14 protein-coding genes are annotated in these 12,569 nt (G+C 64.9%); 6 read left to right on the top strand and 8 right to left on the bottom strand.

From position 1 onward, the window contains the following. Positions 1-253 (bottom strand): DnaJ domain-containing protein (locus P4U43_RS08405; RefSeq protein WP_277358329.1); only part of this gene is annotated, 253 nt, incomplete at its 3' end. A 107-nt stretch (positions 254-360) separates the two neighbouring features. Between P4U43_RS08405 and P4U43_RS08410 the strand changes: the two genes are divergently transcribed. Together P4U43_RS08410 and P4U43_RS08415 are read left to right on the top strand one after the other, a co-directional pair. Next, complete coding sequence (locus P4U43_RS08410) at positions 361-948, top strand: pentapeptide repeat-containing protein (protein ID WP_277358330.1); 588 nt, start codon at positions 361-363, stop codon at positions 946-948. Positions 949-1,082: 134 nt separating this feature from the next. Then, positions 1,083-1,781: a hypothetical protein gene (locus tag P4U43_RS08415; protein ID WP_277358331.1), complete on the top strand. Its 699-nt coding sequence runs from the start codon at positions 1,083-1,085 to the stop codon at positions 1,779-1,781. Here P4U43_RS08415 and P4U43_RS08420 read toward each other — a convergent pair. Both P4U43_RS08420 and folP read right to left on the bottom strand, forming a co-directional pair. After that, entirely contained in the window at positions 1,778-2,524 is a 747-nt protein-coding gene (locus tag P4U43_RS08420) for a pyrimidine reductase family protein (RefSeq protein WP_277358332.1), read from the bottom strand. The two genes, P4U43_RS08415 and P4U43_RS08420, sit on opposite strands and share 4 nt — an antisense overlap. After that, positions 2,521-3,453: a dihydropteroate synthase gene (gene folP / locus P4U43_RS08425; RefSeq protein ID WP_318533018.1), complete on the bottom strand. Its 933-nt coding sequence runs from the start codon at positions 3,451-3,453 to the stop codon at positions 2,521-2,523. Before folP ends, P4U43_RS08420 begins: the two co-directional genes overlap by 4 nt. A gap of 149 nt (positions 3,454-3,602) precedes the next feature. Here folP and P4U43_RS08430 point away from each other — a divergent pair, with 149 nt between their 5' ends. From P4U43_RS08430 to P4U43_RS08445, 4 genes are read left to right on the top strand one after another with little or no spacing between them, the layout of a single operon-like run. After that, on the top strand, positions 3,603-4,811 hold the full coding sequence (locus P4U43_RS08430; RefSeq protein ID WP_277358333.1) for a cysteine desulfurase family protein: 1,209 nt from the start codon (positions 3,603-3,605) through the stop codon (positions 4,809-4,811). Positions 4,812-4,826: 15 nt separating this feature from the next. Beyond that, positions 4,827-5,966: a tRNA 2-thiouridine(34) synthase MnmA gene (gene mnmA, locus P4U43_RS08435; protein WP_277358334.1), complete on the top strand. Its 1,140-nt coding sequence runs from the start codon at positions 4,827-4,829 to the stop codon at positions 5,964-5,966. A 60-nt stretch (positions 5,967-6,026) separates the two neighbouring features. Then, on the top strand, positions 6,027-6,389 hold the full coding sequence (locus tag P4U43_RS08440; RefSeq protein ID WP_277358335.1) for a chorismate mutase: 363 nt from the start codon (positions 6,027-6,029) through the stop codon (positions 6,387-6,389). After that, positions 6,382-7,449 (top strand): uroporphyrinogen decarboxylase/cobalamine-independent methonine synthase family protein, encoded by a 1,068-nt coding sequence (locus P4U43_RS08445; RefSeq protein ID WP_277358336.1) that lies wholly within the window; start codon positions 6,382-6,384, stop codon positions 7,447-7,449. Before P4U43_RS08440 ends, P4U43_RS08445 begins: the two co-directional genes overlap by 8 nt. Before the next feature lie 39 nt (positions 7,450-7,488). Here P4U43_RS08445 and P4U43_RS08450 read toward each other — a convergent pair whose 3' ends face one another. From P4U43_RS08450 to P4U43_RS08470, 5 genes are all read right to left on the bottom strand, one after another. Beyond that, positions 7,489-8,160: a DUF4166 domain-containing protein gene (locus P4U43_RS08450; RefSeq protein WP_277358337.1), complete on the bottom strand. Its 672-nt coding sequence runs from the start codon at positions 8,158-8,160 to the stop codon at positions 7,489-7,491. Between the two features lie 139 nt (positions 8,161-8,299). Then, entirely contained in the window at positions 8,300-9,592 is a 1,293-nt protein-coding gene (locus P4U43_RS08455; RefSeq protein ID WP_277358338.1) for a DUF58 domain-containing protein, read from the bottom strand. Positions 9,593-9,605: 13 nt separating this feature from the next. Next, positions 9,606-10,658: an AAA family ATPase gene (locus P4U43_RS08460; protein ID WP_277358339.1), complete on the bottom strand. Its 1,053-nt coding sequence runs from the start codon at positions 10,656-10,658 to the stop codon at positions 9,606-9,608. After that, a complete protein-coding gene (locus P4U43_RS08465; protein WP_277358340.1) occupies positions 10,655-11,890 on the bottom strand; it encodes a DUF4350 domain-containing protein in 1,236 nt (411 codons plus the stop codon). The genes P4U43_RS08460 and P4U43_RS08465 overlap by 4 nt, the downstream gene beginning before the upstream one ends. Continuing rightward, on the bottom strand, positions 11,887-12,564 hold the full coding sequence (locus P4U43_RS08470; RefSeq protein WP_277358341.1) for a DUF4129 domain-containing protein: 678 nt from the start codon (positions 12,562-12,564) through the stop codon (positions 11,887-11,889). Before P4U43_RS08470 ends, P4U43_RS08465 begins: the two co-directional genes overlap by 4 nt. Positions 12,565-12,569 lie beyond the last annotated feature (5 nt).

Below are 12,569 nucleotides of genomic sequence, written 5' to 3' on the forward strand. Positions count from 1 at the left end.
GCTTCGGCCTGGCCGCCGGCCGCGCTCCGGGCAACGGATCCTCGACGCCGAGGGTGCGGTCGTAGCGGCGGCGTCGCTCCGGATCGGAAAGCAGCTCGTAGGCCACGGCCACTTCGTGGAACAGCTCAGCGTTTCCCCCCTGGTCAGGATGAGCCGTCCGGGCCGCTTTGCGGTAGCCGTCCTTGATCTGTTTCGCAGTGGCACTTCTGCTCACCCCGAGCACGGCGTAGTACGTGCGGTCGGGGGCTGCCATAGTGGCCTTTCGTGGCGAAGAAGGATCAGGAACGGTGTTCGCAGGTTCCGCGCTTGACTGTAAACGGTGTCGTTCCCTCCGGCAAATGGCCGGATAGCATCAGGTGCATGGCGGGCAATAACGAGGTACACAGCGGGTTGGACTGGTACGCAACCGGAAGCAAGCGCGAAGATCACAGCGGTCAGCGCTTCACGGACTGCGATTTCACCGAAATGCGCAGCGAGGGTTCCGTCTTCAGCGGTTGCGTTTTCCGCAATGTGAGGTTCAACGTGTCGACCCATGTCAACAGCGCATTCGACAATTGCCGGTTCGAACACTGCAACTTTTTCGATGCCACCTTCGAAAGCTGCAAGTTCACGGGCAGCGTCTTCACTGGGTCTTCCCTCAAGCCGATTCGGGTGGTTGGAGGCAACTGGTCGTTCGTCTCCTTAGCGGGGGCCGACCTGCAGCGCAGCGTCTTCTCCGACGCGAACTTCACGGAGGCCGACTTCACCCGAACGGACCTCCGGGACGCTGAGTTCCGAGATTGCCGCCTCACCAGCATCTCCTGGGGCGGCGCCCGTCTGAAAGGCACTGACCTCCGCGGGAGCACCCTCGAGGGGATCGATGCGGAGAACTTCAATGTCCGCGGCGCCGTCGTCGACGTCTCCCAGGCGCTCGCCGTTGCAGAGGCACACGGCGCGGTCATCCGTTGAAGCTTGTTGTTGCGCTCAGTCCATAGGCCTTCCGGGAGCCGGCGTGAGATGTGCTCGCTAAAGTAGGTGCCGGTGTTGTCAAGGGTTTTCTGAAATCCAGGAGGATCGCGGTCGTGCGGGAAGGGGGAGTTTCGATGGCATGGAGGGATCGGCCGCTTCTGAGGTATGCCGTTCTGTTCTTCCTTGCGCCGCTGCTCGCCGGATGCCGGATCGAGGTGCCCGTGAGGCCGGCCGAAAGCGGGTCAACCAGCCCGACGACGACGGCGCCTGCGCCCTCGGACGCCGTCTCCGGGAGTTCCTCGGAGTTGCCGCCGCTGACGCGGGCCGACATCGTCGGTAATGACATGACGTTTGACCGTGGCGGCTACATTGAAGAAGCTGACACGGTCGCCTTCTCGGACGGGTTGTCGAGAGTTCCGGGGTGGGTGCAAGAGAAATCATTGGTCAACGGCGAGTCTGTGTACATCAGCGACGCGGGGTGCACCGCGTCATTGCGATCCACACCGCCACAGGGCCCTCTGGTGGTCGCTGGTGATGACCAAGCCTCCACCGAGGCGCTGTTCCGGTTCCTGGACCCGAGCATCCTGCCGGAGTACCTCGTGACCACGAACTGGTTATGGGGAGCGTCGCCCGCGGAATCGACGGCATCGATCGAGTTCCTGACCTATGAGCAGGGCGCAGCCGGCGACGATCCCGCGAGTATCGTATCGCTGCGCCTCTTCGGGGCAACGGGGACTGGGTTGGCCTTTACCGTTTCGTGTCCGTCCGACAAGCAACTGGCTGCAGCCGTCGAAGAAGTACGCAGCGGCATCTCGGTGATTCCACCGCGTTAGCGATTGTCGGCGCGCATCCAGCGCCCGTACAGGGCAGAGTCGCACTCCAGCAATGACGCCAATGCCAACTGACGGAGCTCGGGGCTGCCAACGCCGGCGGCGATATGCGTGCCCTGGCCACCGGCCAGCAGCGGGCTGAGTGAGAGGCACAGTTCGTCAACCGCATCCTCAGCAAGGAAACCGCCGAAGATACTCGGCCCGCCTTCGCAGAGAATGCGGCCCAACCCTCGGTCGTTCAGCAGTGAAACGCACGTGCGCGCACTAACGCTCTCAGCACCCGCACTCACGACGTCGGCAACCTCCGACAGGGAACGCACGCGCTCCTTCTCCGCGGCCGCGGTCGTGATCAGGATGGGGCGGACCGGAGAGAGCCTGAACAGATCGCTGTCCGGCTCGATCCCCAGCGTTCCTGAAATGATCGCCAGAGCAGGATGGGCGGGCAGTCCCTGCTCAGTACGCCACCGGCTGTCCTCCTCGCTGACCAAAGGCCCTGCGTAACCCTCGGCGCGCACGGTCCCCGCACCCACCAGGATCACATCGCTGACCCGCCGGAGGAGACCGAACAGGCGTCGGTCGCCGTCATTGCCCAGTGGTGCGGAAACGCCCTGATGCGTCGCTGAACCGTCGAGGCTGGTGATGAAGTTGAACCGCACCCAGGGGCGCTCAGCAGGGTAACCGTACAGCTCGAGCAGGTCGTCGTCGGATCGGTCGGCTGCGCTGTGCGGCAGAAGTTGATTGATCAAGGCTGGTTGACATCTCCCATGTTGTGCCGGAGATAGGCCGGTTGACGCCAGCCCATCGCTGCTTCCACGACATTGATGGCGGAACGGGCCGCAGTTACGTTGTGCATTCTAAGGATTCGGGCTCCGCCAACGGCGCACATGACGGCGGCGGCAATGGATCCTTCGACTCGTTCCGGCTTGGGCAGGTTCAGCGTCTCCCCGATGAAATCCTTGTTCGACACTGCAGCGAGGGTGGGGTATCCGAGCCCAGCGATTTCGGCGAACCGGCGCGTGATATCGAGTGAATGCAGGGTGTTCTTGTTCAGGTCGTGGCCGGGGTCCACCAGAATGCGGTCTTCGCTGATGCCAAGCATGACAGCGAGCTCTACCTGCCGAACCAGGAAATCCGCCACCTCCGTCACCACATCCGTGTAGGCAGGCCGCCCAAGTACGGTGCGCGGCTCGGCGAGGCTGTGGGTGATGATCACGTGCGCGCCGGTCTCGGCAACCACCGCGGCGAGGTCCCGGTTACGCAGGCCGGTGGTGTCGTTGACGACGTTCGCGCCCGCCTTAATGGCTTGCTCCGCCACTTCCGGAAGGAAGGTATCGGCAGAGATAACGACGTCGGACGCGTCTCGAACTGCCTGAATCACCGGAATAATCCTGTCGGCTTCCTCAGCAGCCGGGATAGCCGGACCGGGGGCAAAGGGTGCGCCGCCGATATCCACCCAGTCGGCGCCGTCGGACACTGCCTGCAGGGAAGCATCGACTGCCGCCTGCAGTGCGAAGGTGCGTCCGCCGTCGTAAAAGGAATCAGGAGTGCGGTTGATGATCGCCATGAGCGCGATCTGGCGGTCGAAGTCCAGGACGCGCTGCCCGAACGTGTGCCTGGCATGCAGCAGGTGGGGAACGAACTGCGGTGAGCCGGGATGTACGGGGGTCTGTTCCACAGCTCATTTCTATCAGTCGTTCCTGACAGTCCAGTGCCTAGCCGTTGTTTCGGCAGGACAAACCCTCTATGCGCGGTTATTCGGGGCGTGTCCTGCCAACTCAACGGCGCCCGTTCGGCTTTGATGGCGCCCGACGGTAGAATTGACGGGTGCCCGTGTACCTCGATCACGCGGCGACCACGCCCCTCTCGGCGCCCGCGCTCGCCGCACTCACTACCGAACTCAGCCGTAGCGGCAACCCTTCATCGCTGCACGGCTCCGGTCGGCGTGCCCGCAGGGTTGTCGAGGATGCCCGCGAGACGCTGGCCCGGGCAGCCGGAGCGCACCCGTCCGAGGTCATTTTCACTTCCGGCGGTACAGAGGCCGACAACCTTGCTGTCAAGGGACTTTTCTGGGCCCGTCGTGACGCAGAACCGCAGCGGACCCGGATCCTTTGCAGCGCCGTCGAGCACCCTGCTGTCCAGGACACCGTCGAATGGCTCGAACGGCACGAGGGCGCCCGGGTCACCTGGCTTCCGGTGACAGCGGAAGGAATCGTCCGGTTGGACGCGCTCCAGCAGGAGCTCGACGGCGGCGCGGAGGACATTGCGCTGGTCACTGTCATGTGGGCGAACAACGAGGTGGGTGCGCTGCAGCCAATCGCCAAAATTACAGCAGCCGCGGCAGCTCACGGCATTCCGGTCCACTCGGACGCGGTTCAGGCGTTCGGCTCGGTGCCGGTTTCCTTCGCCGAATCTGGGCTGGCCACCATGGCCGTCAGCGGGCACAAAATCGGCGGTCCGGTAGGTGTGGGAGCGTTGTTCGTCGGCCGGTCGGTGAAGCTCACTCCCGTCCAGCACGGCGGCGGACAGGAGCGGGACATCCGCTCCGGCACCCTGGATACCGCCGGGATCGCGGCGTTCGCAGCAGCAGCCGACGACGCCGTCACGCACCTTCCCGGGGAATCCGTACGGCTGGCGGAACTGCGTGACCGGCTGATTGCCGGCGTCGAACGGGTTGTGCCTGAGGCCATCCTCCGGGGGCCGGCACGTGAACGGTTGCCGGGCAACGCCCATTTCACCTTTCCAGGGTGCGAGGGTGACTCGCTGCTCTTCCTGCTGGACGTGGCCGGAGTGGAATCCTCCACCGGATCGGCGTGCACCGCCGGAGTCCCGCGGCCCTCACACGTGCTGCTGGCCATGGGATTGAGCGAAACCGAGGCCCGCGGTGCACAGCGTTTCAGCCTCGGGCATACATCAACGCCGGAAGACGTTGACGCCTTGGTGGCCGCGCTGCCGGAAGCGTACCAACGCGCACGCAAGGCAGGCATGTCAGGGCACGCATCATCAATTCAGACCGCAGGAACAGGCTTCAGTTAGGGAGAGCGCACAACAATGAAGGTACTCGCAGCGATGAGCGGCGGCGTCGATTCGGCCGTTGCGGCCGCCCGCGCGGTGGAGGCGGGACACGATGTGGTGGGCGTCCACCTTGCTCTCTCACGCATGCCCGGGACCCTGCGCACCGGCAGCCGCGGATGCTGCACCATCGAGGACAGCCGCGATGCCTGGCGTGCCTGCGACATCCTGGGCATCCCGTACTACGTGTGGGACTTTTCCGAGCGGTTCAAGGAAGACGTCGTGGACGACTTCATCGCCGAGTACGCCGCCGGGCGTACACCGAATCCCTGCATGCGGTGCAACGAGCGGATCAAGTTCGCGGCTCTGCTTGAGAAGGCGCTGGCCCTCGGCTTCGATGCGGTGTGCACCGGCCACTACGCGAAGGTCACCGAGAACGCCGACGGCAGCCGCGAACTGCACCGGGCCGCCGACTGGGCCAAGGACCAGTCGTATGTGCTGGGCGTGCTCACGCACGAACAGCTGAAGCATTCCATGTTCCCGCTCGCTGAAACGCCGTCAAAGGCTGAAGTCCGGGCAGAGGCTGAGCGTCGCGGTCTGTCCGTCGCCAACAAGCCGGACAGTCACGACATCTGCTTCATTCCCGACGGCGACACCCGCGGCTGGCTGGAGGAGCGGATTGAGCTCAGCGAAGGCAACATCGTGGACGTGGAGGGCGAAACCATCGGAACCCACCCCGGCGCCAACGCATTTACTGTCGGCCAGCGGAAGGGTCTCAAGCTCGGACGGCCGGCTCCCGATGGCAAGCCCCGGTTTGTTTTGGAGATCCGTCCGAAGGAAAACACAGTGGTGGTCGGGCCCGAGCGCATGCTCGCCGTCGACCAGCTGCGCGGTATCAAGGTGTCGTGGGCAGGGCTGCCGATCCCCGCCGTCGAAAGCGGTGAGGAATTCGACTGCATGGCCCAGGTACGTGCACACGGTGATCCCGTCGACGCGCGTGCGCAGGTGGAGTACGACGACGACGGCCGCCAGAGTCTCGTGGTTCGGCTCACTGAACCGATGCGCGGTGTCGCGCCCGGGCAGACGGTCGTCATCTATCAGGGAACCCGCGTGTTGGGGCAGGCGACGCTGGATTCGGCCCGTTCGCTCGAGCGCCCTGACCTTGCTGCGGCGCGCTGAGAACGGGCACTGCGCAGACATAATGCGCTGTGCGTCTGCGCGGTCTGCTTAACTGGAACCATGACTGAGAAGATTCGGCGCTTCGACCCTTCCGCGAGCTCACTCGCCGGCGAGGTGAATCCCGCCGTTATGGAGGAACTGCTCTCAGTTCGGGGCAGCATCGACAACATCGACGCCACACTTGTGTATTTGCTGGCTGAACGGTTCAAGGCAACGCAGCGTGTGGGTCACCTGAAGGCCGAGCACAAGCTCCCGCCGGCGGATCCAGCTCGCGAGGCAGCCCAGATCTCCCGGCTGCGCGCACTGGCGGAGGAAGCCCATCTCGATCCGGCGTTTGCGGAGAAGTTCCTGAACTTCATCATCTCCGAGGTTATCCGCCACCACCAGGATATTTCCCAGAACCACTCGCTCCGCGATGAATAATCCCGCAGGGGCGCCTGAAGCAGGGGCACGTGAAGCAGCGGCGCCTGAAACCAGCGCCGTGACATTCACGGCGCTCGGATCCTGGCCCGGCCAGGACCCGGTCGAAGCACAACGGATAATCCGGGGCGAGCTCGGCAGCCCCAATCTGCCGTTCCTTCCCTCCCTACCGGACCGCGGGGTCGGTAGTGACGAGATCGGCCGGACCGCAGCGCTGCTCGCCGACCTCCCCGTGGACCTCCAGCCGCATGGCTGGAGGCTGGTCGACCGCCCGGGAAAGGACCTGCGGCGGGCGGTATCCGCGCTGTCCACGGATCTTGACGTTCTTGCCGATCTGGTGGGGGCTGAGGAGCGTCCCGCGAGCTCGCTCAAAGTTCACTGTCACGGGCCTTTGTCACTTGCTGCAAACCTTCACCTCCATCATGGCGAGCGTGCCCTGCTCGACCACGGAGCCCGGCGCGACATCCGGGATGCGCTCATTGACGGAGTCGCATCGCTTCTGCGGCGCGCTGCCATTGCGAGCCCGGGCGCCCAGCTCACACTGCAACTGGATGAACCGCAGATCGACGGAGTCCTCGTCGGCACCATACCGACCGCCAGCGGCTACCGTACGCTGCGCGCCGTTCCGGAGCACGAAGCAGTCGAAGCCTGGAACCTCCTGGCGGAAGGAGCACGCAAAGCCGGTGCTGCCGCCGTCGTGCTCTCCTTCAGGACGGGAGGGCAGGTTTCACTGCTTGAGCGCGTGCCCGGTGTAGGTATCGCCGTTCCCCTCGACGGACTGTCACACAGCGAATGGGAGGCGCTGGCGGAACTGATCGAAGCCGGCCGAACGCTGTGGGCGGGAGTCCGGGTTCCCCGCGGCAAACCTGCGCGGGTGCAGGACACTGCAGATGCCCTTCTGCGTCCCTGGCGCGGACTCGGGCTGGCCCTGGGATCACTGGCCTCGACCCGCCTGACGCCCGCGGGTGCATTGGCAGAAGAGGGACCGGCTCATGCCCGCAAGGTACTGGCGCACCTGAATCAGAGTGCTGACGCGCTGAACCAGGCGATCGCCGACGCCTGAGACGCTTTTTTCGCTGTGCTTCCGCCGTGCGCAGCGCGTTTACGTCCGAAGTTCCCAGCGAGCCGGCGCCACGTCAGGCGGCAGGCCGCCGTCGTATTCGGTGAGCTCATAGGTGAACCATCCCGCGTACACGAGAACCGGCCCGAGTTGCCGGTGCAGCACGTTGGTCTTGATGCGGAACCGGTGCTCGTCGTTATCCCACCACTGCTCCATGTACGCCTGGGCGCCGACGGCGTCGGGCAGCGGAAGCCTGAGCCCGGCGAACAGGCGGGTGGCTGAGGAAACCATCCGCATGCGGCCGCTGCCCGTGACCTCGCAGGTGAGGGCGGTGGCCATACGCCGATGGGCTCCGAGGTAATCGACCAGCCGGCCATCGGCCCACGAGGTGGTGTCCTCGAATACCCGAGACACCTTACTGAAGGAAAGATCTCGGCGGGCGGTCAGTGAAGGCCTACCGAACGGATCCCGATGGGCCCAGTTCCGCACAGTGAAGTCCACGTTGTTCTCGTACTCCGGGAAGAACGAGTTCTCTTTTGCTGCCAGTGCGAAAAACGGTCGGACGAGTGGGGCAGGGCTTCCTGCCACGTCGAACGTACCGTGTCCGGTTCCGTACACTCTCGAGTCTTCATGGAGGCTGAAGTACTCCTGAAGCTCGGGTTGCAGTCGGCTGAACCCGGCGCCGAGGGCTTGCTGATAGATCGAGGACGTCATAGTCATCTCCTTTGTATGGGCCAGTCCGGCGTGATACTGGCCGTGGATCGAGCACGGGCGGGCAGGCCCGCGCGGGCGTTCCTTACCTGGCGGCGAGCGGCGTCGGAGCAGTCGAAGACTCCTCCCGCCGGATCGATGGTCACAGGCGTCCGGCCGCCTTCAGCCGGATATAGAGGTCCGCGAGTTTTGACGGGAGTTCGTGCGGGGATTCGTCCACAACTTCCGCCCCGAGCTGGCGGAGCCGTTCCTTGATGGCAGCGCGGTCCAGCAGCGCGCGTTCAGCGGCTGCGGCGCGGTATGTTTCCGCTGCAGTGCCGCGCTGGGAACGCAACTCGTCGAGATGCGGGTCCCGGACTGAGGCAATCACCACCACATGCTGGGAGGTCAGTGCGGGCAACATCGGAAGGAGGCCTTCCTCGACGGCGCCGGAATCGAGCGCTGTGAGGAGCACCACCAGGCTGCGGTGCGCCGAAATCGAACGAACCTGCGCAGGAATCTGCGAAAAATCGGCTTCGATCAGCTCAGACTCGAGCGGAGCCATCGCCGTGACCAGGGACTCGAGCAGATTCCCTTTCGCTCCGGACTGCACGCGGGCACGCGGGCGCCGGTCAAAGGCGATGAAATCGACGCGGTCGCCGCCGCGCTGTGCCAGCACTGCGAGGAGGAGGGATGCCTCGATCCCGGTGTCCAGGCGGGGCTCATCCTCGATCCGGGCCGCTGAGGTGCGTGAAGTGTCCAGCACAAGAACTACTCTTCGGTCTCGTTCCGGTCTCCAGGTCCGCACTACGGTGTCGCGCCGTCGTGCGGACGCTCGCCAATCGATTGATCGGACGTCATCTCCGCGGACATAGTCCCGGAGAGAATCGAACTCGGTCCCTGCCCCACGTATTTGAACTGCGGCGCGGCCATCAAGTTCACGCAGGCGCCTCAGCTTCGACGGCAGGAGGCGCTTGGAATGGAAGGGCGGCAGCACCCGCAGGGTGCCCGGCGCCTGGATGGTGACCTGCCGGGCGGCGAGTCCAAGCGGACCTGCACTGCGAATGGTCACGTGGTGTACCGACAGGTCACCCCGGCGACGCGGAGCCAGCTGGACGGAAAGATTGCGACCTTCGCCCGAAGGAACACTCAGACGGTGGACCGGATTCCGGGCTCCAGCGGACGGTTGCCAGCCCTCCCGTATCCATCCCCGGAAAGTCCGCGTGGCATGGTTACGCACAGTGAGGGTACTGACTGTCTCCTCGCTCAGGCGGACGGTGCCCGGCAGCTTTCGCTGAACGCCGATAGCCCGCGGGGAAGCAGCGAAAGCGAGGTCCACAGCGCAGCCGAGGACTAGGAGCGCAACCCACAGCGCGATCGATACGGCGCCTGGATAGAGAAGCACGGGGATAACTCCGAGAAGCGCCAGGACAACGAGGCGAGCAGTGATGCTCATGCTGACCCCACATCTACCTCGGCACGGGCACGGTGCTGAGGATATTGGCCAGAACGCTGTCCACGCTGACCCCGTCCATCTGCGCTTCGGGGCGCAGCGCGACCCTGTGCCGCAGGGCGGGGAGCGCCAGCGCCTTGACGTCATCCGGTGTGACGAAGTCGCGGCCGGAAAGCCAGGCCCAGGCACGGGAAGTGTTCAACAGCGCAGTGGCGCCGCGTGGAGAGACACCGAGCTGGAACGACGGCGCGGAGCGCGTTGCGCGCACCACGTCGACGATGTAGCTCAGCACCTCAGGAGCAACACCAACCCGCTGTACAGCGTGCCTGGCGGCGGCGAGGTCCGCTTCTCCTGCAACTGCCCTCACGCCGGCGGCTGCCAGATCCCGTGGGTCAAACCCTGCACTGTGCCGCCGGATCACCTCAATTTCATCGTCCCGCTCGGGCAGTGGGAGGGTCAGCTTGAGAAGAAAGCGATCGAGCTGCGCTTCGGGCAGCGGATAGGTTCCCTCATACTCAACAGGGTTCTGCGTGGCGGCGACGATGAACGGTTCCGGCAGGGGGCGGGTTACGCCATCCACAGACACCTGCCGCTCCTCCATGGCCTCCAGCAGGGAAGCCTGTGTTTTGGGTGGCGTGCGGTTGATTTCATCGGCAAGGAGGATGTTGGTGAAGACAGGACCCTCGCGAAAAGTGAACTCGGCCGTTCTGGATTCGAAGATGAGCGAGCCCGTCACGTCGCCGGGCATGAGGTCGGGCGTGAACTGGACCCTCTTCGTGTCAAGGCTGAGCGCGGCTGAGACGCTGCGTACCAACAGCGTCTTGGCGACTCCGGGCACCCCTTCAAGGAGGACATGCCCCTTCGCGAGCAGTGCGATCAGCATCCCGGTTACCGCAGCATCCTGACCGACCACCGCCTTCGCAACCTCCTCACGCACAGCGACAAGCGCGTGGCGCGAAGGATCCGCCGTGGCCGTACCCTGCCCGCCAGTGGCAGTGCGGCGGGACGCTGAATCCTGCTCCTGGTGATCGACGGGCAGTGCCGGTTGGTGCGGGTATTGCTGATTCATGAACGACGAATCTCCTGTTCGAGTTTGTCCAGTTCCTGGCTCCACTGCACCAGTTGTGCATCGGAGTGCGGCAGCTGAGAGTTAAGCAGGGAGTCAAGTTTCGCGGGATCCCTGCCAGTTTTAGAGGCGGCGGCCGCCACAACGGTTGTCCGCGGGTAAGCGGGCGGTATGCGCAGTGCCGCCGCGAGTCGTGCCAACGTCGCGGCGCGCAACGTTTCGGCGGCGTGTTGCACCGCTCCTGCATCCTGATAGAGGCGTGCCCTGCCTGCGGCGGTTTCAGCCGACCGGACGACGACGGGAAGCGGCTCGGTGACGAGGGGGCCCAGACGGCGCCCCCTCCAGAAAATAGCGAGCAGGGCGGTGATCAGCAGCCAGAGCATCAGCGGGTTGACGAAGTCGGGCAGCAGGGCCAGCGGATCAGCCGGTCCGGCGGTGACCGCCAGGTCATCCTGCGTGGGTTGGTACCAGACGAGCGTCTCCGTGCTGCCGAGTACCCTCAGCGTGAGTGCGGCGTTGCCTTGTTCGTCAATGCGGCCGTTGCTGATGATCCCGCCGTTACCCAGGACGCCGATTTCTCCGTCGGCAGTGGTCACAAAAGTTCCGGCGGTGTTGCCGCCTTCCTCTCCTGGAAGCGGGAAACAGGTGACCGCGCCGCGGTAGGAAAAGCCTCCGGGGCTCACTGAGCCGGCTGCCGTCGCAGCCGCGTTGGAGCAGTTCGCCGGCAGCGGGTCTGTGATGTCAGCCGGAATAACTCCAGCGGACCGTACGCCGTCGGCCAGCTCGGTCAGAATGGTGAGGCCTGGCTCGATCAGCACGGTCCGGTCAGCGAGAGTGCCGCCGAGTGACTCCAATTGCTCCGAGGTGAGCCAGGATTGGGGATCGTGTAACAGCAGAGTGTCATCGGATCCCCGCAGTGCGTCAATGGCGTCTTCAAGCGACTCCGCACGGATGACCTCGACGCCGCCGCGCTCCAGTACTTCCGCGGCGGCCCGGGCCCCACCCGGTGCGGCGTTTTCGGGAGACAGCGGATTCTGCTCCCCGAACCCGGCAGCGATGGCTCCAATGAGAACAGTGACCAGGAGGAGGGCGCCCAGGATCAACCAACCGCGAGCCTGTTTGAGCGTTCCGAAGAAGGTTGAACCCACGCTCTGCCCGTCGCCCACTATTTCGGCGCTGGTTCTCTCTTTGTTGGCCCCGCCCGGTGGATGTCTCGTCTCCGTTGTGGCGCTCATACCGGTGCCGTCCACTGCTTGGCGTTGGCCTCGCGGCGGGGCTGGGTCCGCTGCAGTTCCTGATCGAGGTCCACTGCCCTCTCGTAGTCCGTCCGGTCTGCGGGCCGGGCACCGTAGTGAACTTCGTTGAAGCGCAGAGCGAGCCAATCGAGGTCCTCTGCCTGCGTGGCGAAAAGGTCCTGCAGCAGTCGGGCAACCTCAACGGCCGTGCGCCCTGCCTGCTCATCGAGGATCACGCGTTCCTCCGCGGCCCGGGTGATGGCCCGGAAACGCTCAGTGAGAGCCTCATCCCAGTTCCCTGCCCGGGCGGCAGAATCTGCATAGTCCCGATGCGCCTGGGCAGCAAGCCGGGATTGTTCCTGGAAGACTGTTGCGTCAACGCGCTTCCGTGCGTTGAGGCGCGGTTTCACCAGCAGTACGGCCGCGATGATGACGACGACGGCGCCCACTGCCAGCAGGATGGTCCCCAGTCCGGCATCGACGCTCCTGATCTGGCTCAGGACTTCGCCGAGCCAGGTGAGGAAAGCCGTCCAGGCGCGTTCGAGGATCGATGGCTCGGCCTCCTGGTAGATGCCCTTCGCCAGTTCCTCCCGCAGCAGTTGTCGGGCCTCTTCGGCGTCCAGCTGTTCGGGCACGACGAAAGGGAGCAGCGCTCCCGCTTGTTCGGCCGGCATGCAGC

The organism is Arthrobacter vasquezii, from assembly GCF_029455255.1.
GTDB classification, from domain to species: Bacteria; Actinomycetota; Actinomycetes; order Actinomycetales; family Micrococcaceae; genus Arthrobacter_D; species Arthrobacter_D parietis.

What these genes read in the sequence shown, in the direction of transcription:
- P4U43_RS08455 (WP_277358338.1), bottom strand. Translation starts at nt 9,592, where the DNA reads ATGAGCATCACTGCTCGCCTCGTTGTCCTGGCGCTTCTCGGAGTTATC.
- P4U43_RS08440 (WP_277358335.1), top strand. Translation starts at nt 6,027, where the DNA reads ATGACTGAGAAGATTCGGCGCTTCGACCCTTCCGCGAGCTCACTCGCC.
- mnmA (WP_277358334.1), top strand. Translation starts at nt 4,827, where the DNA reads ATGAAGGTACTCGCAGCGATGAGCGGCGGCGTCGATTCGGCCGTTGCG.
- P4U43_RS08465 (WP_277358340.1), bottom strand. Translation starts at nt 11,890, where the DNA reads ATGAGCGCCACAACGGAGACGAGACATCCACCGGGCGGGGCCAACAAA.
- P4U43_RS08410 (WP_277358330.1), top strand. Translation starts at nt 361, where the DNA reads ATGGCGGGCAATAACGAGGTACACAGCGGGTTGGACTGGTACGCAACC.
- P4U43_RS08445 (WP_277358336.1), top strand. Translation starts at nt 6,382, where the DNA reads ATGAATAATCCCGCAGGGGCGCCTGAAGCAGGGGCACGTGAAGCAGCG.
- P4U43_RS08450 (WP_277358337.1), bottom strand. Translation starts at nt 8,160, where the DNA reads ATGACGTCCTCGATCTATCAGCAAGCCCTCGGCGCCGGGTTCAGCCGA.
- P4U43_RS08415 (WP_277358331.1), top strand. Translation starts at nt 1,083, where the DNA reads ATGGCATGGAGGGATCGGCCGCTTCTGAGGTATGCCGTTCTGTTCTTC.
- P4U43_RS08460 (WP_277358339.1), bottom strand. Translation starts at nt 10,658, where the DNA reads ATGAATCAGCAATACCCGCACCAACCGGCACTGCCCGTCGATCACCAG.
- P4U43_RS08470 (WP_277358341.1), bottom strand. Translation starts at nt 12,564, where the DNA reads ATGCCGGCCGAACAAGCGGGAGCGCTGCTCCCTTTCGTCGTGCCCGAA.